At 34.0% G+C, this 21,829-nt stretch carries 19 protein-coding genes and 1 riboswitch; of the genes, 13 read left to right on the forward strand and 6 right to left on the reverse strand.

Going from position 1 to position 21,829, the window contains the following annotated elements; genetic code table 11:
• Positions 1-5: 5 nt before the first annotated feature.
• Together MHB47_RS01675 and MHB47_RS01680 are read right to left on the reverse strand one after the other, a co-directional pair.
• On the reverse strand, positions 6-1,376 hold the full coding sequence (locus MHB47_RS01675; RefSeq protein WP_340754648.1) for an MFS transporter: 1,371 nt from the start codon (positions 1,374-1,376) through the stop codon (positions 6-8).
• Positions 1,377-1,701: 325 nt separating this feature from the next.
• A complete protein-coding gene (locus MHB47_RS01680; RefSeq protein WP_002511577.1) occupies positions 1,702-2,415 on the reverse strand; it encodes an IclR family transcriptional regulator in 714 nt (237 codons plus the stop codon).
• Between the two features lie 263 nt (positions 2,416-2,678).
• Between MHB47_RS01680 and MHB47_RS01685 the strand changes: the two genes are divergently transcribed.
• The 4 genes from MHB47_RS01685 (at position 2,679) to MHB47_RS01700 (ending at position 6,557) form a co-directional block, all read left to right on the forward strand.
• Entirely contained in the window at positions 2,679-3,626 is a 948-nt protein-coding gene (locus tag MHB47_RS01685; protein ID WP_340754650.1) for a fumarylacetoacetate hydrolase family protein, read from the forward strand.
• Between the two features lie 19 nt (positions 3,627-3,645).
• Complete coding sequence (locus MHB47_RS01690; protein ID WP_340754652.1) at positions 3,646-4,134, forward strand: DinB family protein; 489 nt, start codon at positions 3,646-3,648, stop codon at positions 4,132-4,134.
• Between the two features lie 27 nt (positions 4,135-4,161).
• Positions 4,162-5,274, forward strand: coding sequence for a cupin domain-containing protein (locus tag MHB47_RS01695; protein WP_340754654.1), 1,113 nt, complete (start codon positions 4,162-4,164; stop codon positions 5,272-5,274).
• A 74-nt stretch (positions 5,275-5,348) separates the two neighbouring features.
• Positions 5,349-6,557 (forward strand): FAD-dependent monooxygenase, encoded by a 1,209-nt coding sequence (locus tag MHB47_RS01700; RefSeq protein WP_021338835.1) that lies wholly within the window; start codon positions 5,349-5,351, stop codon positions 6,555-6,557.
• Positions 6,558-6,639: 82 nt separating this feature from the next.
• On the opposite strand, the gene MHB47_RS01705 is transcribed toward MHB47_RS01700, so the two are convergent.
• The gene (locus tag MHB47_RS01705) at positions 6,640-7,458 is read right to left on the reverse strand and encodes an acyl-CoA thioesterase (protein ID WP_340754656.1); all 819 of its coding nucleotides are present in this window, start codon (positions 7,456-7,458) and stop codon (positions 6,640-6,642) included.
• A 327-nt stretch (positions 7,459-7,785) separates the two neighbouring features.
• Between MHB47_RS01705 and MHB47_RS01710 the strand changes: the two genes are divergently transcribed.
• The 3 genes from MHB47_RS01710 to MHB47_RS01720 are packed head-to-tail and all read left to right on the forward strand — an operon-like array spanning position 7,786 to position 10,736.
• Entirely contained in the window at positions 7,786-8,766 is a 981-nt protein-coding gene (locus MHB47_RS01710; RefSeq protein ID WP_340754657.1) for a tripartite tricarboxylate transporter substrate binding protein, read from the forward strand.
• 12 nt (positions 8,767-8,778) lie between these two features.
• Entirely contained in the window at positions 8,779-9,222 is a 444-nt protein-coding gene (locus MHB47_RS01715) for a tripartite tricarboxylate transporter TctB family protein (RefSeq protein WP_340754660.1), read from the forward strand.
• A 14-nt stretch (positions 9,223-9,236) separates the two neighbouring features.
• Positions 9,237-10,736, forward strand: a complete 1,500-nt coding sequence (locus tag MHB47_RS01720) for a tripartite tricarboxylate transporter permease (RefSeq protein ID WP_340754662.1) — start codon at positions 9,237-9,239, stop codon at positions 10,734-10,736.
• A 384-nt stretch (positions 10,737-11,120) separates the two neighbouring features.
• Here the strand turns inward: MHB47_RS01720 and panE are convergent, their stop codons facing one another.
• A complete protein-coding gene (gene panE, locus MHB47_RS01725) occupies positions 11,121-12,038 on the reverse strand; it encodes a 2-dehydropantoate 2-reductase (protein ID WP_056935960.1) in 918 nt (305 codons plus the stop codon).
• Positions 12,039-12,344: 306 nt separating this feature from the next.
• A riboswitch (SAM riboswitch) is annotated at positions 12,345-12,449 on the forward strand.
• A gap of 92 nt (positions 12,450-12,541) precedes the next feature.
• Here panE and MHB47_RS01730 point away from each other — a divergent pair.
• The 6 genes from MHB47_RS01730 to MHB47_RS01755 all read left to right on the forward strand — a co-directional run bounded on the left by MHB47_RS01730 (position 12,542) and on the right by MHB47_RS01755 (position 20,454).
• On the forward strand, positions 12,542-13,360 hold the full coding sequence (locus tag MHB47_RS01730) for a MetQ/NlpA family ABC transporter substrate-binding protein (protein WP_340754666.1): 819 nt from the start codon (positions 12,542-12,544) through the stop codon (positions 13,358-13,360).
• 91 nt (positions 13,361-13,451) lie between these two features.
• Positions 13,452-14,384 carry a lactate/malate family dehydrogenase gene (locus tag MHB47_RS01735; protein WP_340754668.1) on the forward strand — a complete coding sequence of 311 codons (933 nt, stop codon included), beginning with the start codon at positions 13,452-13,454 and terminating at the stop codon, positions 14,382-14,384.
• 202 nt (positions 14,385-14,586) lie between these two features.
• Complete coding sequence (locus MHB47_RS01740) at positions 14,587-16,452, forward strand: BglG family transcription antiterminator (protein ID WP_340754670.1); 1,866 nt, start codon at positions 14,587-14,589, stop codon at positions 16,450-16,452.
• A gap of 79 nt (positions 16,453-16,531) precedes the next feature.
• Complete coding sequence (locus MHB47_RS01745) at positions 16,532-18,496, forward strand: fructose-specific PTS transporter subunit EIIC (protein ID WP_340754672.1); 1,965 nt, start codon at positions 16,532-16,534, stop codon at positions 18,494-18,496.
• A gap of 16 nt (positions 18,497-18,512) precedes the next feature.
• Positions 18,513-19,448: a mannose-6-phosphate isomerase, class I gene (manA, locus tag MHB47_RS01750; protein WP_340754674.1), complete on the forward strand. Its 936-nt coding sequence runs from the start codon at positions 18,513-18,515 to the stop codon at positions 19,446-19,448.
• Between the two features lie 109 nt (positions 19,449-19,557).
• On the forward strand, positions 19,558-20,454 hold the full coding sequence (locus tag MHB47_RS01755; RefSeq protein ID WP_340754676.1) for an ROK family protein: 897 nt from the start codon (positions 19,558-19,560) through the stop codon (positions 20,452-20,454).
• A gap of 85 nt (positions 20,455-20,539) precedes the next feature.
• Here MHB47_RS01755 and MHB47_RS01760 read toward each other — a convergent pair whose 3' ends face one another.
• Positions 20,540-20,998, reverse strand: coding sequence for a threonine/serine exporter family protein (locus tag MHB47_RS01760; protein WP_002506578.1), 459 nt, complete (start codon positions 20,996-20,998; stop codon positions 20,540-20,542).
• A 12-nt stretch (positions 20,999-21,010) separates the two neighbouring features.
• Positions 21,011-21,763, reverse strand: a complete 753-nt coding sequence (locus MHB47_RS01765) for a threonine/serine exporter family protein (protein ID WP_340754678.1) — start codon at positions 21,761-21,763, stop codon at positions 21,011-21,013.
• Positions 21,764-21,829 lie beyond the last annotated feature (66 nt).

The raw sequence follows: 21,829 nt of genomic DNA on the forward strand, positions 1-21,829 counted from the left end.
TTAAGTTATTTAACTTCGTTCGGTACGTCTTTCGGCACGTCTTTAACTTGATACGTTTTTTTATATTCTTCACTTGCATGTTGCATGGGTATTAAATAAAGTGCTAAGGCAGCTACTAAACCTGGAATAGCAAAAGCGATAAAGTACATAGGCATAGGTAATGCAAATGTGAGTAAAAAGCCACCCATTAGCGGTCCAATCATTCCGCCGACTCTCCCAATACCAGAAGCTGTACCTAACGCTGTGGATCTAATATAGGCTGGGAAATATTGCGATACGAAAGCTTGAACGAGATTTTGTGAACCTATAGTAGCAGCGCCAGCGATTGCAATTAAAATATAAATAACAAATATATTAACATCTTTACCTAAAGACAATAGAGATAAAGAAATAGCGCCAGCAATGTATAATGGCACAAGTAGTTTTTTGGAACCAAATTTGTCGCATAGTCTTCCGATTATAAGTGTTCCTACGATTGCTCCAACTTGTAATACGATTAAAAACATTAAACTAGAATTTAATTCATATCCTGCTCGCATCATTAAATTTGGTAACCATGTATTTAAACCAAAAATCATTAATAAACAGCAAAAGAAAGTTAACCAAAATAAGATTGTACTGAGCGCCCTGTTTTCTTTAAATAGGTCCATTAAAGGCACTTTAGTAGTAGAAACTTCGATATCTTTTATCGTATCGTTCATTGATATGTTAAGTTTTGGATCAATTTTTCTTAATGTATTTACTGCTTCTTTTTTCCTATTAGTACGATTTAAATAACTAAACGTCTCAGGTAATTGCTTAAGTAAAAACGGTAGTGCAAATATAGGTAAAATTGCTACCCAAAAGATTGAGCGCCAACCTCCGATAGGCATTAATGTTAACCCTAATACTGGTGCAAGAATACCACCAATTGAGTAGCCACATAACACTATTGAAACGACAAGGTTTTTCATTCTCTCAGGTGCAAAATCTGTTGCTAGTGCTATTACATTAGGCATGATCCCCCCCAGACCTAAACCTGCTAAAAAGCGATAGATGCCAAACTGTGTTGTATTTGCAGCAAACCCACAAAGACATGTAAATAAGCTGAATAAAACCAATGTGATTGCTATGACATTTTTTCTACCAATACGATCAGCTAGTATGCCAAAACCTATAGCCCCAAACATCATGCCGAATAGGCCATAGCTACTTAAAGTACCTGCTTCAATTTCGGAGAGTCCCCAATCCTCAATTAACATAGGTACTGCTGTACCGTACAAAACTAAATCATAGCCGTCGAAAATAATAAGAAAAAAGCTCCAAAAAATTAATTTAAAATGAAATTTGTTGAACTTACTTTTATTCACTACTTTGGTTGTATTGATTTCCCCCATAAATATAACCCCTCCATGAAATTAAACACTAATAGTTAAAATATGATAATAAAACAGCATATTTATCATATTAGTGTCCTTTGTTCTTTAGTGGTGATTATATAGGTGTTTTTTTACAATTACAATGAAAAATGTGAAAATTAAGAATATTTAATTGCTATGGAGATGTAATTCAAACTGTTAGAAAACTAAGAGAAAAGGACTGAGCAGTAAAATTAATATGATATTTTAATCTAAAAAAACAGCCATTAAAATCATTTAATGGCTGTTTATGTATTCAATTATTGGTCTAATCAACAGAAAATGATTTGACTTACCTTGATTATTAAAGGTGTAATCCTAATAATTTAGAAATTTCTTTTTGCTTTTCTAATAAATAGTGTGTATCCGGTGATTCTACTGAATCTGGTAAATTGTCTTTTACTCCTATAACTGAAATAATCCCTTCTAGTTCTTTATTAAATGTAAACACAGGGAAAGAAACAGAAGAAATTGTAGGTATCAACGGTTCTGCAGCAAAAGCAATTTGTTGATTGTGAATTTTATTTAATTCTTCATCTTCGTACTCTTTTTGAGTTTCATCAAAAAAGGCTGCAAATATTTTACCGGAAGAAGATTTCGGGGGGAGTACTGTACCAATTTGGGCACCAATATTTAAAATACCTTCTGCATGCCAAATTTTTGTAACGACTGGGCCTCGTCTAGTGATTACTGAATACAGCACTGTATTGTTATTGTGACGGCCAATTTCTTGTAAGTATGGTGTCACAATAGCGAGTGAGTCTAAATTACCCATTGCTGACATACCCAGTTGTATGAGTTGGTTTCCTAAATGATATTCACCTGTAGCTGGGTTACGATAGACCAATTCATTATTAGCTAAAGTATTCATATATTTGTATAAGTTACTTTTCGTAATAGAGGTAATTTGTTGAATCTCACTAAATTTCATAGGGGATTTAGATTTCTGTAATACATTCAATATTTTAATACCTGTATCTAAAGATTGGATATAGTCTTTACTCTTTTTATCCGCCATTTATTACTCACGCTCCTTCATGCAATCAAATTATAGCACAATATTCTAGCACTATACATTTACTCAATTATATTTAAAAATATTGTCTTTTTATACTAATAGAAATGAATTACTATCAAAAGGAAGATTGACAATTTTCTGACAATTAATTATAATTGTTTACAAATGGTGAACACATTATCACATGAGTGGAAAAACCATTAGAAAGAATAAGTTTTTATTGATTAAGAAAACTTAAATTTTAAAACAAAGGGAGATATTTTATGAAACTGATTACTTTTAAAACAAATGGTTATTCTAGGTTAGGTACATTAACAGAAAAAAATGAAGTAGTAGATTTAAACTATGCATTTCAAGCTTTATTACAAAGTAAGGGTAAATTTCGTAGCGGAACGATTGCTGAAGCATATGTTCCATCAGATGCGAAGGGGTTCATTGAAGGTGGAGAAGAAAGTTTAAACTATGCTAAAGAAGCAATTGATTTTGCGCAAGCTAAACCGGATGTATTTAATCATCAATTAATTTATAAAAAAGAAGAAGTAAAAATAGAGGCGCCTATTCAAAATCCAGGAAAAATGTTTTGTGTAGGACATAATTATGAAGAACACATTAAAGAAATGGGGCGTGACTTACCTGAAAATCCAGTAGTATTTGCTAAATTTGATAATACAATTGTTGGTCCAGAAGACGATATTGTTCATTATCCTATCTCAGATAAATTGGATTACGAAGCGGAACTTGCTTTTGTAATAGGTAAAGAAGCAAAAAATGTATCTGAAGCAGACGCACTTAATTATGTAGCAGGGTACACAATCGTTAACGATGTAACTTACCGTGATATTCAACAAAGAACTTTACAATGGCTACAAGGAAAAACAGTCGATGGCACAGCGCCAATGGGTCCATGGATTATGACTTCTGATGAATTACAAGATCCAGACGGATTAGAGTTGGTACTCACTTTAAATGGTGAAGAAATGCAACGTTCAAATACATCTAATCATGTATTCACAGTTCAAAAATTAGTTACTTTCTTATCTGGATTAGCAACATTGAAACCAGGAGATATCGTTTTAACAGGTACACCAGGTGGCGTAGGTTCAGCTCGTGATCCACAAGTATTTATGAAAGACGGCGATGTCGTAAAAATAGAAATCGATAAAATAGGTGCTTTAGAAAATAAAGTAGTTACAGAAAACAAACAAAAATAAATTTAAAGGAGCATATAAAATGTCGAAAATAGAAACGTATATCGAATCAATTCAACATACTTTAGATAATATTTTAGAAGAAGTATATGGATTACCAGAAGAAACAATACGTTGGAACCCAACAGAAGATGAATGGTCTATTTTACAAATTTTAAATCATGTTAAAGAAGCGACTTCATATTGGTTAAGCGAAACTGCAACAGTATTATCAGAACCGGGTTCAAAATGGGGAAGAGGTTTGAAAGATGAAGCTAGATTAGAAGCAGTGTCTAACCCAGAAGCATTAAATGTTGAAAATGTTATACAATCAATTTCGAATTTGAAAGACGAAGTAAATGAAAGACTTTCAAAAATTGACGAAAGCCGTTTAACAGAAGAAAACCCACATCGAAATTTCGAAAAGTTTGGTAATAAACCAGTTTCATTTATTATTGAACATTTTATTGATGAGCATATTGAAAAGCATCTTGGACAAATTAAAAGAAATTTAAGTAAAGTGCCTGAATAAAATTATATTTTAAAGGGGAGATTTTTTATGGCAGATAAAGGAAGTTTCTTACAAGACAGTGACGTAAAAGATTTTACACGAGATATTCAACAATATAATTTAGGACCTCTTTGGGAAGCTATTCCTGAAGTAATGAATAAGACGCCACAATCACATGCACAAGCTTATTTATGGAGTGGTGAATTGTTGAAGAAAAAATTATCAGAGGCAGCGGAAATATTTACGCCTGACAGAGGTGGCGAGCGTCGTGCTATCTATTTTCAAAATCCAGGTTTAACTTATCGTCAACCATGGGGACATGTATCAACTACTCAGACGCTTTATGCAGCGGTGCAATTATTGCAACCAGGAGAAGAAGCTCCTTCGCATCGTCATACGCAAAGTGCACTCAGATTTATAACTGACGGTGAGGGCGCTTATACAATTGTTCAAGGTGAACGTATATTTATGGAAGAAGGGGATTTTTTAACAACGCCTAAAAATTTATGGCATGGTCATGGCCATTTAGGTGATGAACCAATGATATGGATGGATGCGTTAGATATTCCTACTATTTATAATCTAGGTGGTACGTTCTTTGAACCATACGAAGATGGATTACAACAACCTGATGTTCCAGATAACTTCTCTGAAAAAAGATATCGAGGTGGAATGGTACGTCCAATAGGTGATGACAAATTTGATGTAGCACCACTGGCTAACTATAAATGGGATCGCACTGTAGATGCAATCAATGGTTTGATGAACTTTGATTCTGATCCATATGATGGATTTACAGTTGAATATATTAATCCATCAACAGGAAAATCTGCCAACCCAACCGTTGGCTCTAGAATGACACATTTACCTAAAGGACATCATACAAAAGCACATAGACATACACACTCAGTTATTTATTGTGTGCATAGAGGGTCCGGTTATACTGTTATTAATGGTACGAAATTTAATTGGAAAAAAGGGGATTACTTTGTAGTACCAAACTGGAATTGGCATGAACATGTAGCAAGTGAAGATTCATATTTATTCTCAGTAAATGATATTCCAATTATGGATCGTTTTGAGTTAGAAAGAGGAGATAGTTTAGAAGAAAATAAGGGGCATCAAAAAATAATAGACGAATTCACAGGGGATTTTCGTTAATCGTATTTGATGATACAAAAAAATTTAATCATTATATATTGAAAGTTGATTTTTAAAACAAGGGGGTAAACATCATGAGTAATGAAAATAAAAAAATGATCATTATTGGCGGCGGTATCGGAGGTTTAGCAACAGCTTTGGGTGCTGCTCAGAATGGAAATGATGTTAAGGTTTTAGAAAAGGCACCAGAAATTAAAGAAATTGGCGCGGGTATCCAACTTGCAGCGAATGGTACGAATGTATTACAAAAATTAGGCGTAATGGATAAGATTAATGAAGTAGCTGTTTTTCCAAAACGATTAGTATTAATGAACGCATTTACAGGTGAAGAATTATCTGCGCTAGACATCGATTCGACTTATCGTGAGAGATATGGTGCACCTTATATCGTACTTCATCGTTCTGATTTGCATCGTATTTTATTAGAAGCATGTGAAGAACATCCTAATGTGGAATTATCTACAAATCAATACATCAAAAATATAGAAACAAAAAGCAACGGAGATGTAAAAGTCACAGCTAAAAATGGTGATAGTCATGAAGCAAATGCCGTTATCGGTGCAGATGGTTTATGGTCTACTACACGTGGTTATTTAATTGATGACGAGCCTATTTGTTCAGGATATGTTGCATATAGAGGTGCAATTCCAATGGAAGAAGTTACTAATATTGGTAATTTAGACGATGTTTATATGTGGATTGGTCCTGATATGCATGTTGTACAATATCCAGTACGTAAAGGTGAACTTTATAATCAAGTTGTTGTGTTTAAAAGTAAAAACTATCAACCAGGTAATGAACTAGCAGATGATTGGGGCACACCAGAAGAAATGGATGAAGTATTCTCTGGAACATGTGATAAAGTGCAAACTGCAGTTTCCTATATTTCAAGACAAAAAAGATGGCCAATGTTTGATCGTAAGCCGATTGATAAATGGTCAGAAGGTAACTTTACATTAATTGGTGACGCCGCACACCCAATGTTACAATATCTTGCTCAAGGTGCATGCCAAGCTTTAGAAGATGCATCATTCATGGCTGATATGTTAGAAAAACATGAAACGAATTATGAAAAGGCATTTACAGAATTTGAAGAAGAGCGTAAACCACGCACGACATTTGTACAAGAAAATGCACGTGTATGGGGCGAAATCATACATGGTAAAAATAAAGTAAATAATCTATTAAGAAATGCAATTTTGAAAGCACGTACAGAACATGATTATCAATATGTAGACCAATATCATGGTGGGCATTTTCAAAGTGAAGAAGTAAGTCATTAAAAGAATTCATAAATTGAGCTATAAAGCATCTATGTTGTAGATGCTTTATAGCTCTTTTTAATTCTCATGAAATTTAAAATGTTTATTCTTTGTAATAAACAAATTGACTCGTTGTCGCGAGTAAATTTCCGTCATAACTCCATATTTCTCCAGTTTGGTCAAAGAAGCCATCATAGAATTTAAGTGCACGTGTATGGCCTAAGACTTCTCGATTACCATTCATTTTAAGTGTTTCTGAATCAGCATGAAAATAAATAGTAAGCGAAACTGTTCCAATAGGTACCATTTTTTCACGACGTACCCAAATACGTGGAAAGAAAGCATCACATATTGAAGTAAGTGAGAGAAAATCAAGGTTTCTCTTTGGATTGTCTTGTATCCATTGAAGTGTCGTAGAATCATGAGCATTGTTAGATTGTGTTTGTGATAATGCGAGTGGTGCCCCTTTAATAATTCGTATATCATAATTCTGTAACCAAGGTGGTGCGCCCTCTATTGATGGAAAATCAACATTTTCAGCAGCTGGCACATTAGGGAACGCTATCTCGGTAGTAGACCAAGTATCTCGTCGTTGAGCAGTAACAGCCGTTCCAGTAATAACAGTTTTAGCATTTTGAGAAAGCACAATATACCAATGCTGAGTGGATCGATTTGTTCGAGTAGGTGTTGCTTTAATATTAAAATCGCCATCAGCTACAGGTGCTGCGTAGTTAATAGTTAACGAAGCTGGTTCTCCTAATCGTTCTGGATGTTCTAAGACAGCACGAAGCAACGTAGATGCAATAACGCCACCAAACGGTCCAATCATATTGGCATACTTTTCGGACGTATGGCCTTTATAAACACCCGGCGTTTCTTCAGTTAGTTGTGTAGCTTTATCAAATGGATGATTCTGTCCCATAGTAAATCCCCCCAAATTATGCGTTTAATTCTTATTAATACATATTTGATTAAAATAGAATTTTAAAGAAGCACTATACTTAATATATCCTGTTTCTACTGTAATTAAGCAATTTATTTTAACTGCTAGATAAAGTGATAATAATGGAGGTTATTGACGCACTTTTTAAATAATATTTAGCACCTTTATTAATATTTTAATATAACTTTTAAAATGTTAACTTTTGAATAAGAAAAACATAAAAGGCATAAATTAATGTTTTAATAGACTGAATTATCTGATAATATAAAGTTAGTTTGTAAACGTTTTCAATGAAGGGGGATTAAGATGAAAAGATGGGGGATATTAATTATCATTTTTTCAGTTGTACTAGCAAGTTGTGGTAAAGAAAATAATTCGAGTGCATCGGATAAACAATTTCCCAATGAAACGATAGAAATCGTTGCGCCAGCTTCTCCAGGAGGCGGTTGGGATACTACAGCACGTGCGATACAAAAAATTATGATTGATGAAGACTTAACTAAACAAAATGTTAATGTGATTAATAAACCTGGAGGTGGCGGAGAAGTCGGCTGGCAATATTTAAAATCACGTTCGCCGAATACGATTTCTATCAACTCAAGTTTATTATTATCTAACAAGGAATTGGGATTAAGTGATTTAGGTACAGAAGACTTTACACCTATTGCGATTTTAGCAACAGAGTGGATTAGTTTAACAGCATCTAATCAATCTAATTTAAGTTCTGGTAAAGAAGTGATGGAAAAGCTAAAAAAAGATCCAGAATCCTTAACCATAGGTGTTGCACCAGGTTTAGGTAACAATGACCACTTAGCTTTTGTACAAGCAGCGAAGGAATATGGCGTCGATGTAGATAAAATCGATTTCCTTGTATATAAAAGCGGAGGAGATTTACAAACCGCTTTATTAGGTGGACATGTAGATGTTGCTTCTACTGCTGTCTCTGAAGTAAAAGAACAACACCAGACTGGAAAATTAAAAATGTTAGCAGTAACATCTGATAAACCGGTTGAAGGCATCGAAGATGTTCCTACTTGGGAAGAACAAGGTGTAGATGTCGTCTTTCCACATTGGCGTGGTGTGATGGGGCCGAAAGATATGACACCAGAACAAATTGCCTATTGGGATGAAACAATGCAAGATGTAGTGAAATCAGATAGATGGCAAAAAATAAGAAAGAACAACGACTGGGAGAATTATTATAAAGATAGCGAAGAAAGTGAGAAATTTTTAAAAGAACAACGTAAGAAATATAAAAAACTAGTCGAAGATTCAGGTCTGAAATAAGGGGGAGTATAAATGTCACGACTTGTCTTTCCAGTATTATTAATATTATTTGGTCTTATTTATTTAGTATTAACTATAAATATACCTAAATCGAACATTGGCGATCCTAATAGTCCGATGTATTTTCCAATGTTAGTTGGTTTATTGCTTTTGATAATGAGCATTGTTTATTTTTTTCAAGAATTTAAAAAACGTCATGAAGATTTTACAGCCTTTTCACAATTACTAGAGAGAAAAACATTTATACGTATCGTCTTAACAATTGTTTTAACAGTAATATACGCTTTAATATTCGAACGTCTTGGCTTTTTAATTTCAACAATTATATTCTTAGGTGCCATTATGTTCTTAATTAACGGATATAAAAGATGGTTACAGAATATTTTAGTTACGGTGATTTTTTCTGGCATTGCATGGTACACATTCGCACAATTATTGAATGTCAGTTTACCTTAAGGAGGGTGATTTAAATGGGGATTGATGCAGGTAGTTTTTTAGAAGGATTATCAACAGCGTTTCATCCGATGAACCTTTTATGGGTCCTTATCGGTGGTTTTCTAGGTACTGTGGTAGGTATGTTACCTGGATTAGGACCTGCGACTGCGGTTGCAGTACTCATACCTGTGACATTTGGTATGGAACCAGTAAGCGCATTGATTTTAATGGTTTCAATTTATTATGGTGCCATGTATGGTGGCTCGAGAAGTTCGATTTTATTAAATACGCCAGGTGATGGCTCAGCCATTGCAGCTACATTCGATGGTTATCCAATGACCAAAAAAGGAGAGGCGGGTAAAGCCCTAACGATCTCAGCTATAGCTTCGTTAATTGGAGGTATTGTAGCAGTTATTGGTTTTATCATTTTAGCTAAACCGTTATCTGCCTTTGCTTTAAAATTTGGTCCTCAAGAGTACTTTTTATTATTCTTATTTACGCTTTCAGCTATTGTAACTTTATCGTCAGGGAAGATGGTCAAGGGGTTCATTGCGACAAGTATTGGTTTAATCATTAGTACGGTAGGTGTTGATTTACAAACAAGTATTTATCGTTTCACATTTGATTTACCTCATTTAAGTGAAGGTATCAACTTCTTAGTCGTTATCATTGGGGTATATGCCGTAGCAGAAGTATTATATAATTATTTACATTTAGATGCATTGAAACCACCTAAAGCTGATGTAGGATCAATGAAATTATCTAAGGAAGATATAAAGAACACAAGAGGCGCTATGCTTCGCCAAAGTCCTATTGGTTTCTTAATCGGTGTATTACCAGGAGCAGGCGGCTCTATTGCGGCAATGTTAAGCTATTCAACCGAAAAACAAATATCTAAAAATGGCAAGAATTTCGGGAAAGGTCAAATAGAAGGCGTAGCTGCGCCAGAAGCTTCTAATAATGCTGCTTCCGTAGGTGCTTTAATCCCGTTATTAACGATGGGCGTGCCAGGATCAGGAACAACAGCTGTAATTTTAGGTGCAGTCGTTATGCTAGGTTTACAACCAGGACCTTTATTATTTGCAAATGAGCCTGAAACGATATGGACACTCGTTAATAGCATGTTTATTGGTAATATATTCTTAGTCATTTTGAACATTGCTTTAATAGGATTACTGTTAAAAACATTACGTACACCACCCAAAGTGTTATATCCTATTATTTTGGTGCTAGCGTTTATCGGTACATATACATTAGGTTATAGTATCACTGATTTCTATATTCTAATTATTTTCGGTATTATCGGCTTAGTTATGAAATTATTAGATTTCCCGGCTGCGCCTTTAATTTTGGCAGCAATCGTAGGTTCAGATATGGAGCAGAATTTTCGTAAAAGCTTAATAGTGAGTAATAACAATGTAGCAGATATCTTTTTGGCATCCCCAATTAGTATCGTATTGACATTGATGACTATTTTAGCGCTGTTCTATCCACTGATTATAAAAGGATTTAAAAGAATGAAAGTGAAAAAATAACATAATAAATCTACTCATTATGTTATGTCATGAGAGGTTTCAAAACGTAGATAAACCAAGTGCTATAAAAGCATTTGGTTTATTTTTTATAGGTGTTTTTCCTTGAGATAATCTTTGTTTATCAATTTCTTTGCTAAATTTACAAGGAAATGGAAGAATTCTTTTTCGCTAATTCATTTATATATTTGTTGTCCTATATTTAGTTACATCAATGAATCAATGCAGTGATTTGTGCCGACCCCGCGGGAAAAGTACTAGCCGAATACTATAGGATGGCTCATGCCTGCTGAAAGTGTGTACAAAAAAGTGCTGACAAAGTCTTCAACTTTGTCGGCACTATGCAACTGCTCATTAAGTTCTATAAACAACGATTTTAAATAGTTATTATTGAAGCATTTCTTTATATACTTTTTGGTTTTGATAAACAGTAGTTAGCAGAGGTGCATTTAATTGGTATGATGCTGCTAAATTTAACAAATAACCTTGTAAATGATCTGCTTCAATATTTAGTCCTTTTTCCATATCTCGTTGCATAGAAGTCTTGAAGTGATAAGATAATTTCGGCAGTGATTTCATATATTGATCGACGATATTATCCGAAATCGGCGCACTATGTGTACGCATAATTGAAGCGACTTCATTGTATAGTGACTCAATAAAATCAACGCCTCCCACGCTATCACGAATTGGTCCAATTGGTGCATGCATGAGTGTAGTAAGACTTGATAGTACAGTGATCATTAAATATTTATGCCACATACCTTGCTGGATATTTGAACTTAAAATAAATTCAGCTTTGGTATTTGAAAAAGCTTGAGCAATTTGTTCAGCACGTTCACTTTGATCACCATTTAATTCACCAAAAAAGAGTTTGTCAAAAGGACTTGTATGAACGATTTCACCAACGGGGTTTAAAGTCGTTTCAATAACGCAATAACCACCCATAATTTTATTTTCACCGAAAGTTGATTGTAACTTTGGTAGATGTGCGATTCCATTAAGTAACGGAATAATCACTGTATTACCGTTAACAAATGGTGTTAAATCTTCAAGCGCATGTTCTAAATGATAAGACTTAGAAGACAAGAGCACTACGTCAAATGGTTTCACACGGTCTTTTCTTGTAATAAGTTGAGGGTTAAAGTGATAGTCACCCTTTTCGCTATGAATAGATAGACCATTACGCTCTAGATATGATTTTCTTTTTGAACGTACTAAAAATGTAACGTTTTGACCACCTTCAGCTAAGCGACCACCAAAGTAGCCCCCGATACCACCTGCTCCTAAGACTAAAATTCTCATTATTATGCAACTCCTCGTGTTATGTATTATTTCTATCTTGTTAATATATATATACCACTTCATAAAATTATTACGCATATTTATATATATATTTTATATTATTATTGTAGATGTATATATTAAATTAAGGTGTTATTTTTTCTTTAGCTTCTCAAATTATAAAGTTAACTATCAGAATGATTATTGTTTCACATGGAACGAAAGTGGAAATATTTATGAAAACAAATGATTTAGAATTTTCTAAAAACTTATTGACTAATCATGAGTGCGATGCTAGGATTAAAACAATCAAATACATATGATTTACTCTTATCTAGAGTGGTGGAGGGATGTGCCCTATGAAGCCCAGCAACCGTCGTTTTTGAAATGGTGCTAATTCACAGAAAGTAATTTTACTTTCAAAGATGAGGGAAGGTGGATACTTTCTCTTGAAAACCAAGAGAAAGTATTTTTTTATACATAGCTTTAGTCGTAAATTAAAACAAATTATAAGGAGAGATTTGATGAAAAGGTTTATAAGTTTAGTTTCGTTATTAGTATTAGCAGTTATATTAGCAGCGTGCGGAAATTCAAAGGGTGAAGGTGAGGATAAAAAAATCACGATAGCAACGTCTCCTGCACCACATGGCGAAGTGCTAAAACACGCTAAAAAAGCAATGAAAGAAGAAGGTTATGAATTAGAAATTAAGACAGTGAATGACTATAAAGTGCCTAATAAATTATTAGATAAAGGCGATGTAGATGCAAACTTTTTCCAACACGTGCCTTATCTAAAAGCTGAAAAAGAAGATCATAACTATAATATTGAAGAAGTAGGAAAAGTCTTAACTACGCCAATGGGTGTGTACAGTAAAAAATATAAAGATATTAATGATATCCCTAAAGGCTCAACAATTTATGTATCGAACAATCCTGCTGAAGAAGGACGCTTCTTATCATTTTTTGTTGATAAAGGTTTAATTAAAATTAAAAAAGGCGTAAATATTGAAGATGCAAAATTTGAGGATATTGTAGAAAATAAAAAGGATTTAAAATTCAATAACAAACAAGGTGCTGAATTTTTACCAAAAACATATAACAGCAAAGAAGGCGCGGCAGTTATTATGAATTCCAACTATGCTATCGATAATGGACTAACACCACATAAAGATTCGATTGCAGTTGAGGATAAATCATCACCATTTGCAAATATAGTCGCCGTTCAAAAAGGCCATAAAGATGATAAAAAATATCAAACGTTAATTAAAGTACTACAATCAAAAGAAACACAAGACTTTATTAAAAAAGAATACGGTCAAGACGTCATTCCGTATGAAAAATAGGTTGTCATAGATAACACAATAAATTGGTTACATTTTATATAGTAATTAAAAGTACCATATATTAATATTCTATAAATAAGGCGGGGGTAAAATGTCCAAAGTAGGAATCATTGGGCTTGGTAAAGTAGGAAGCCAAGTACTTACAGACGTCCAAAATTTAAATTTATTCTCAGATATTGTATTAATTGATACAGATACAGAAAGAGCAAGTGGTGAAGCACTGGATCATTTGCACACGCAAGGTTTACCTAATTCAACCCACATCAATATTCGCGAGGGCAATTACGAGGATTTAACCGATGCCTCATTCATTGTAATTACAGCAAGTGTGCCAACAGATCCTAATGAGGGTGACCGGGTATTGCTTGCGAAAGGTAATCGAATTATGATTGAAGGGGTCATGAAACAAATTAATCAAGTGACACAAGATGCGATTGTTATTTTAGTTTCTAATCCAGTAGATACAATTACTTATATGAGCAATGTGTCTCAGTATCCTTCACATAAAATAATTGGTACTGGTACATCTTTGGAAACATCTCGATTTAAAACATTGATTGCGACATATTACCAAGTTGACCCTAAGAATGTTGAAGCGTTTGTGATTGGAGAACATGGGCAACATGCAGTTCCTGTATGGAGTAAAGTTAGAATTTATGGCATGACATTAGATGAATTTCAACAATTGACGGATACGCCACCCATCGATAAAACGCGCATAACTTCAGAAATAGATCAGGTATCTATGGATGTGTTTTATAAAAAAGGATGGACAAATGCAGCGATATCGAAAGTAGTCAATTATTTAATACAAGCAATTGCATTAAACCAGCAGAGCATCATGCCGTTAACTTCAATAAGTAATGAATTTGGTTTGAATGAGAGTGCCTTTAGCCTACCTACATTAGTGGGACGTGAAGGTATTAAACAGAGGTTTGAAATTCAACTTAGTCCAACAGAAATTGCTCAACTCAAAGAGGCGCATCGATATATAAAACAAATAATTAGTAAAGTAACAAATTAATAATTGAGAGATAGTAACGAATGAAAAATTCAGTTGCTATCTCTTTTTTATTTAAAATAAGCATTTATAGCAGAAATTAAGGTGATGTTAAATAAACAGTGAACTCCTTGCTTATATAATGAGTTATAGCTACAATGTATTTGATATTATAGGTAACGCTTACTAATAAGGCGTGTAAGAATGTGGAAAGTGCGGTGCAGCTATGCAAGAAAGACATGCTAAACTGATTCGTTTAATATTAAATAATAGTAATGATTATTTAAGTGCAAACGAAATAGCGAACTACTTGAATGTTTCTAACAGAACTGTACGAAGTGACATTAAATATATTAATAGTGAGTTAGTGAAAGAACTCATTGTTAGTGTAAAGGGTCGAGGTTATAAAATGAACCGTACCTTATATAGTGTAGAACAATTAGCAGAAATCGTTACAGCATATACGAATAAAGAAAGTGAAATACTGTTGAAAATAGGGTGCCAATTGCTAATGCATCAACAACCCATGACTGTTGATCAATTGGAAAATGACTTTGACTTAACAAAATCAGAAGTAAATGACTATTTAAATAGAATACAATCATGGTGTACCTCATTTGATATTAATGTAAATATTTCTAAGAAGAAAGGTATTACAGTTAATGGTAACGAAATGAATATAAGAAATGCGATTCTCCATTTAAATCAGCTCTCTACAAAACACCAGACTGTAGAGCAATTCATTCTAAATGAAATACCGGAAGCACATATCCAAATGATATTTCAAATTATTAAAAATAACTTAAGTGATTACCAAATACAAACTTCCGATATTCGAATTCGACAATTGCTCATACATCTTATTATTATCTTTAAAAGAAACAATGGCAATGACGCTTCGTGGGTTGTAGATGAAGAATCACAAATTATAGCACAGCATTGCATAGACGAAATAAATCGTAAATTAGCATATAGTCTAAGTGATGAAACAGCTAAATTGTTTTCATTTTTTATTAGTTACTATTTTAATAAATACGATTTAGGCTTAGAAAAAGTGTTCGTTAAAAGTTATATCGATAGAATGATATATCAAATGGAAAAAAGTGTTGGAGTGAATTTTACAAAAGATAAAGCATTACGTGACAATGTTTATTCACATTTTAGTAGAACCTACTTACGTATTGCTAAAAATGTCTACATTAACAATCCATTAACTGAAGATATAAAAAAACATTATCCTTTTGTTTTTAACACATTATATGAAACAGTAAATCATCTGTCTGAAGACGCAAAAATAAATCTAGTAGAAGATGAAATTGCATTTTTAGCATTACATTTTCAATCATCAATAGATCGTAATGAAAAAAATCGTTTTAATATCGTAATTACTTGCTACTATGGTTTGGGTATTTCAAGTTTATTGGAAGCTAAAATAGCAAATTTAGATGATAGGATACACGTGATAGATACATTGAAATTAGAAAATGTGTCACAGTATGATTTTTCAGGTGTCGATGCTTTGATTACGACGCATTTTATAGATAAATTTCAGGTGCCAGATACATTACAAGTAATGGAGGTTTCTCCATTATTTTCCAATGAAGATGCTAATAAAATTCAATCATTTATACGGCATAAGCAAAATCCTGTGCTAAATCAGGATGAATTAGCAGCCATTCAATTTGATGTGCACTCAGACAAGCAAGAGCTAACAGAAGCATCCTATGTATTTGAACAGGCGCAAATTATTTTGGGGGAGAACCATTCAGTTAGCGAAAAATATATCCAAAGTGCTTTGGAAAGAGAAAAGTTTTCTTCTACTTTTATAGGAAATGGGATTAGTATTCCCCACGGCGATCCTGAAAAGGTACTGAAATCACACGTGGTTATTTTTAAAAACATGCAGGGTTTTGGCTGGAAACAAAATAGAGCGAAATTAGTCTTTTTCTTAGCAATAGCAGAACAAGATATTCCAGCTATGAAAAAGATTATTCATACGATAGCCAATTTAACTGAAAATGATGTAGATCAGTTGTTAGTGCTTGAAGATCAAATATTAAGGGATAAAGTAATTCAGTTAGTGAAAGAATAATTGCCACTACTAACGGCAATTAGTCTTTTTTATTTATTTGTGAATGCGTTTACAATTAGGAGTAAGGAGGATGAACGTTATGAAAATTTTAGCGATAACATCGTGTCCAAATGGGATAGCACACACGTATATGGCTCAAGAGAAATTAGAGCAAGCAGGTAAAGAAATGGGTATAGACATTAAAGTAGAGACGCAGGGAGGCGTTGGTGCTGAAAATGTTTTGACATCGAAAGAAATTAGAGAAGCGGATGGGATTATTATTGCCGCAGATCGCCAAGTAGATTTATCTCGATTTGATGGGAAATTATTAATCAATGAAAGTGTTCGAGAAGGTATTCATAAACCACAAGAACTCATTCAACGTATTATCGATAAAGATGCACACATACATCATGAAGCTAATGCGACAGGTGCTTCTAATCAAGATGATGAGGAGCAAAAAAGTGGCATGCAAATGATATACCAACATTTGATGAATGGTGTTTCATTTATGGTTCCATTTATCGTTGTTGGTGGACTATTGATGGCAATTGCATTGACTTTAGGAGGCAAAGCCACACCTGAAGGGTTAGTAATACCGGAAGATTCATTTTGGAAATCAATTGAAAATATCGGTAATTTAGCATTTAGCTTTATGGTTCCTATCTTGGCAGGTTATATTGCTGTAAGCATTGCAGATAAACCGGGGCTTGTGCCAGGGATGATTGGTGGTGCGATAGCTGCTGATGGTAGTTTTTATGGTAGTGACGCAGGTGCAGGTTTTTTAGGCGGTATCGTAGCAGGTTTCATAGCAGGTTATATTGCAAAATGGATAAAAAATATTAAAATACCAAAAGCAATGGCTCCAATTATGCCGATTATCATTATACCGATAATATCTTCACTTATCGTAGGGCTCATTTTTATTTTCTTAATTGGCGCACCGATTGCTAGTATTTTTGAAGGCTTAACGACATGGTTGAAAGGGATGCAAGGAACAAATATCGTAATTTTAGCGTTGATTATTGGCGCAATGATTGCTTTTGATATGGGTGGACCAGTAAATAAAGTAGCATTTCTATTTGGCTCAGCATTGATTGCTGAAGGAAATTATGCAGTCATGGGTATGGTTGCTGTTGCAGTATGTACACCACCTATTGGTCTAGGTCTTGCAACATTTATCAACAAACGCAAGTTTAATAAAGGTGAAGTAGAAATGGGTAAAGCTTCATTTACAATGGGATTATTTGGTATAACGGAAGGTGCGATTCCTTTTGCTGCTCAAGATCCCTTACGTATTATACCTTCTAATATGATAGGTGCTATGATTGCAGCGGCGATTGCAGCAATTGGTGGCGTAGGTGACAGAGTAGCACACGGTGGACCTATCGTAGCTGTGCTTGGTGGTATTGACCAAGTGCTCTGGTTCTTTATAGCAGTGATTGTAGGTAGTGTTGTGACAATGTTCTCAGTGTTAACACTAAGAAGAAAAACACCAGCAATATCTGGAGATGCAGCGCATACAGAAGCAGGAATGACAGAACAAAGTCAGAATGATTCAGAAGTAACTGCGCAAAATAGCGCCGAAGAAAAAGAAGATAAACAATCAACAACAGATGATGAAATTGAAGTATTTCAGCAAGAGGTAATTGAAATATCAGAGAAGAAATTGACAAGAGACGAAGCAATTGAACATCTTGTAGATCAATTAGATAAATATGATTACATTACAGATACGGAAAAACTGAAAGCAGACGTCTTAAAACGAGAAATGGAGTCGACAACGGCTATAGGCATGAATGTGGCAATACCTCATGCTAAGTCAGATGCAGTGAAAAAACCAATCGTAGCAGTTATGAATAATAAGCAAGGCGTGAATTGGGATAGCTTAGATGGCACATTGCCAAAAATTGTTTTCTTAATTGCAGTACCAAGTGATAGTAGTGATACTCACTTGAAATTGTTACAGCGTTTATCTAGAGCGCTAATGGATGATAATATCCGTCAAAGTTTAATCGATGCAACACATACAGAACAAATATACGATATACTAAAAGAAATATAATTGGAGGTATGAGCATATGCCATTATTCTTACAACCTGTTTTTCAAGAACGTATCTGGGGTGGTACGGCTTTAAAATCATTCAATTATGATATTCCTAATGAATATACGGGTGAATGTTGGGGGATATCAGCACATCCTAATGGACCGAATATAATTGAGAATGGTAAACATAAAGGTAAAACATTAGAAGCAGTATGGGATGAAGATAAAGCATTATTTGGTGAAACTGGTGATACTAAATTCCCTTTATTAACGAAAATATTAGATGCAAACGATAAATTATCAGTTCAAGTCCATCCAAATGATGAATACGCACAAAAATATGAAGGTGAATATGGCAAAACAGAGTGTTGGTATATTCTAGATGCACAAGAAGATGCAGAGATTATTTATGATGTGAACGCTAAAAACCAGGATGAATTGAACGAAATGATTGATCGACAACAATTTGATACACTTTTTAAAACAGTAAAAGTACAAGCAGGAGATTTCTTCTATGTACCAGCTGGAACAGTACACGCAATAGGAAAAGGTATTATGATTTTAGAAACGCAACAATCTTCGGATACGACATATAGAATATACGATTATGATCGTGTAGATAAAGATGGAAATAAACGTGATTTGCACTTAGAACAGAGTAAAGCTGTAATTCATCTTTCAGAAGATTCACCTAACACGACGCCAATACATGAAAATATCCAAGGGCAGCAGTACACACAATTTGTGTCTAATGATTTTTTCACAGTTGAACGATGGGTGATCGCTGGTAACTTAAATTATAGAAAACCGCATGACTACTGTCTTGTTTCAATTGTTGAAGGTAGCGGACAAATTACTGTAGATGGAAGCGACTATAGTTTAAACAAAGGTACGCACTTTATACTGACAACAGAAGATACAGAGATAAAATTTAATGGTGACATGACGATGATTGTCAGCCATGTATAAATAAGAAGAGGCAAGATGAATTTGATTTGTCACAAGGCAAATTAGTTTTGTCTGTGCCTCTTTTTATACATAATTAAGATAAACTAATAAATGATGGAGTTGGTGCCTGATGTTGAAAATTTGTGTTGATATTGGAGGAACTAAAACGATTGTGGGCCTTATCAATGAAGACTTAGAAATCGTAGCGAGTCAAAAATTTAAAACGGATAAAGATGTGCCCGAAAAGGAATTTGAAGAAATTATAAGTCTGGCGAATGATTATGTAGAGAATTTCGAAAATGTCGATAAAACTTCGTTAAATATTGCGATGCCAGGTCCTTGTGATTATAATCAAGGTTTATTTTTAAATCCCCCCAATTTGCAAAAATATAATGGATTTAATGCGGGTACTTATATAACACAGAATAGTGAATTTAAGCCACGATTTGTTAATGATACGGATGCTGCAATTTTAGCAGAACATCAGTATATAAAAGCACAAACTGAGGATTTCATTTATTTAACGATTAGTACAGGCGTTGGCATGGCTTATATGAAACAGGGACAATTAATCTCTGGCATTGACGGGAACTTTGGTGAGATTGGCCATACAGTAATTAAAAGCGATAGTAGTTACCAATGTCCTGTCTGTAAGCAATATGGCTGTGTGGAAAATGAGATTTCTGGATTAGCGATTAGCAGAAAAGCGAGTGGGATTCTCAAAAGAGAAGTGAGTACAAAAGAAGCCATTGAAATGTATGTTCAAGGTAAAGACAAAACAATAACTCACATGATTGAGGAAGTTTTAAACTTAACTCAACAACTGTGTACAAATTTATTTAGTGTATTTAATATTTATCATATTGTATTAGGCGGCGGCGTAACGCAAAGTCCATTGCCTTATAAAGAAAGTATAGAAACCTATGTAAAAGAACATCATTTAGTACGAAATAGCCCCATTAGTATTAAAGTAAGTGATTTAGAAGCTAATGTATTAACGGGTTTATATTTTGTGAATGAATCATAATAAAAGACTACACATACGTTGTATTACTATCAAATAACGTTTTTATAAACCTATTTGAAATGTATAACAATAGTGTGTAGTCTTTTTAAAGTTTATTTCTTTTAATAGCTAAGTATTTTCGTATGTTCAAAGTTTTAGATAATTGATCTGAAATCAACAAACCTAAAGCAATCGCACCTGCTATCAAAATAGCACGAATAAATGTGTTAGTCGCGTCAGTAAAATTAAGCGTAACGAGTTGTTGTGTCGCACTGAAAGCAATGCTTCCTGGAACAAGTGGAATAATACCAGGAATCATAAACAATACAACAGGCGCTTTATATATTCGACTCATAGTATGGCTGATTAAACCTAGTGTTAAACTACCTAATAAACTTGTGTATATTGTATCCATTTGTCCATGCTCGCTTAAAATAAAATGGACGATATAACCCATGGCTCCAGCAAATCCGGCGGGAAGAAATACCTTTTTATGCGAATCGTAAATCACGTTGAAGAAATAAGAGGCGCTGAAACTGCATAAGAATGTAATTAAAATAGTCATGAAGAATCCCCCTTAAAATAGTGAATACGCAATTGCTATGCCTGAACCAATCGCAAAAGCAATAACTAATGCTTCCAAAAATTTTGCTGTAAACATAAGCATGTGACGGCCAAATAAATCTTGTATTGCGGTTGTTATTAATACGCCAGGAACGATTGGCATGACTGAAGCAAGCATGGCAGGTCCAAACATATTATCAACATTGAATAATTTAGACCCAAAGATAACGATTGTTCCTATTACAAAAGAGGCTACAAATTCAGGGATAAACATAGTCAGTGACTTGCTATGCATAAATTCTACAATTAAAAATCCTGTAGCACCAGCTATGATTGCGGTAATCGCATCTGGCCATGTACCATTTTGTAAATATAAAAAGCTCAGCGAGATAATGCCAGCTGCTATCCCTTTCTTCCACAGTGGAATTGTTACTGATGTGCGATCTATATTTTTTAAAAGGTCGTAAGCTTCTTCTATAGATAATTGATTACTTGTGAGTTTCCGTGAAATTGCGTTAACTTGAAATATTTTCAATAAGTTGGTGGTATTTTTATTAATACGCAAAATGCGTGTATCGTGTTCCTCACTAAGTGAAAAATTGATAAACACATTTATGACATATCCTTGGCTATTGTAATAGCCCATACAAATTGCTATGCGACGCATAGTATCTTCAACACGCGATACTTCAGCGCCAGAAGATAAAAGTATTTTACCGGTAAGTAATATGACATTCATGGTTATTTGATCTTTTTGATTATCCAAACATGCACCTCCAACTTATTGAACAATTATTGTTATTATCCCAATATTAATTAACAAACACAAAGG

The organism is Staphylococcus sp. FSL K6-3157 (assembly GCF_038005145.1).
Classification (GTDB): domain Bacteria; phylum Bacillota; class Bacilli; order Staphylococcales; family Staphylococcaceae; genus Staphylococcus; species Staphylococcus equorum.

What these genes read in the sequence shown, in the direction of transcription:
- MHB47_RS01755 (WP_340754676.1), top strand. Translation starts at nt 19,558, where the DNA reads ATGTTGAAAATTTGTGTTGATATTGGAGGAACTAAAACGATTGTGGGC.
- manA (WP_340754674.1), top strand. Translation starts at nt 18,513, where the DNA reads ATGCCATTATTCTTACAACCTGTTTTTCAAGAACGTATCTGGGGTGGT.
- MHB47_RS01745 (WP_340754672.1), top strand. Translation starts at nt 16,532, where the DNA reads ATGAAAATTTTAGCGATAACATCGTGTCCAAATGGGATAGCACACACG.
- MHB47_RS01695 (WP_340754654.1), top strand. Translation starts at nt 4,162, where the DNA reads ATGGCAGATAAAGGAAGTTTCTTACAAGACAGTGACGTAAAAGATTTT.
- panE (WP_056935960.1), bottom strand. Translation starts at nt 12,038, where the DNA reads ATGAGAATTTTAGTCTTAGGAGCAGGTGGTATCGGGGGCTACTTTGGT.
- MHB47_RS01680 (WP_002511577.1), bottom strand. Translation starts at nt 2,415, where the DNA reads ATGGCGGATAAAAAGAGTAAAGACTATATCCAATCTTTAGATACAGGT.
- MHB47_RS01675 (WP_340754648.1), bottom strand. Translation starts at nt 1,376, where the DNA reads ATGGGGGAAATCAATACAACCAAAGTAGTGAATAAAAGTAAGTTCAAC.
- MHB47_RS01735 (WP_340754668.1), top strand. Translation starts at nt 13,452, where the DNA reads ATGTCCAAAGTAGGAATCATTGGGCTTGGTAAAGTAGGAAGCCAAGTA.
- MHB47_RS01705 (WP_340754656.1), bottom strand. Translation starts at nt 7,458, where the DNA reads ATGGGACAGAATCATCCATTTGATAAAGCTACACAACTAACTGAAGAA.
- MHB47_RS01690 (WP_340754652.1), top strand. Translation starts at nt 3,646, where the DNA reads ATGTCGAAAATAGAAACGTATATCGAATCAATTCAACATACTTTAGAT.
- MHB47_RS01700 (WP_021338835.1), top strand. Translation starts at nt 5,349, where the DNA reads ATGAGTAATGAAAATAAAAAAATGATCATTATTGGCGGCGGTATCGGA.
- MHB47_RS01760 (WP_002506578.1), bottom strand. Translation starts at nt 20,998, where the DNA reads ATGACTATTTTAATTACATTCTTATGCAGTTTCAGCGCCTCTTATTTC.
- MHB47_RS01685 (WP_340754650.1), top strand. Translation starts at nt 2,679, where the DNA reads ATGAAACTGATTACTTTTAAAACAAATGGTTATTCTAGGTTAGGTACA.
- MHB47_RS01710 (WP_340754657.1), top strand. Translation starts at nt 7,786, where the DNA reads ATGAAAAGATGGGGGATATTAATTATCATTTTTTCAGTTGTACTAGCA.
- MHB47_RS01720 (WP_340754662.1), top strand. Translation starts at nt 9,237, where the DNA reads ATGGGGATTGATGCAGGTAGTTTTTTAGAAGGATTATCAACAGCGTTT.
- MHB47_RS01715 (WP_340754660.1), top strand. Translation starts at nt 8,779, where the DNA reads ATGTCACGACTTGTCTTTCCAGTATTATTAATATTATTTGGTCTTATT.
- MHB47_RS01740 (WP_340754670.1), top strand. Translation starts at nt 14,587, where the DNA reads ATGCAAGAAAGACATGCTAAACTGATTCGTTTAATATTAAATAATAGT.
- MHB47_RS01730 (WP_340754666.1), top strand. Translation starts at nt 12,542, where the DNA reads ATGAAAAGGTTTATAAGTTTAGTTTCGTTATTAGTATTAGCAGTTATA.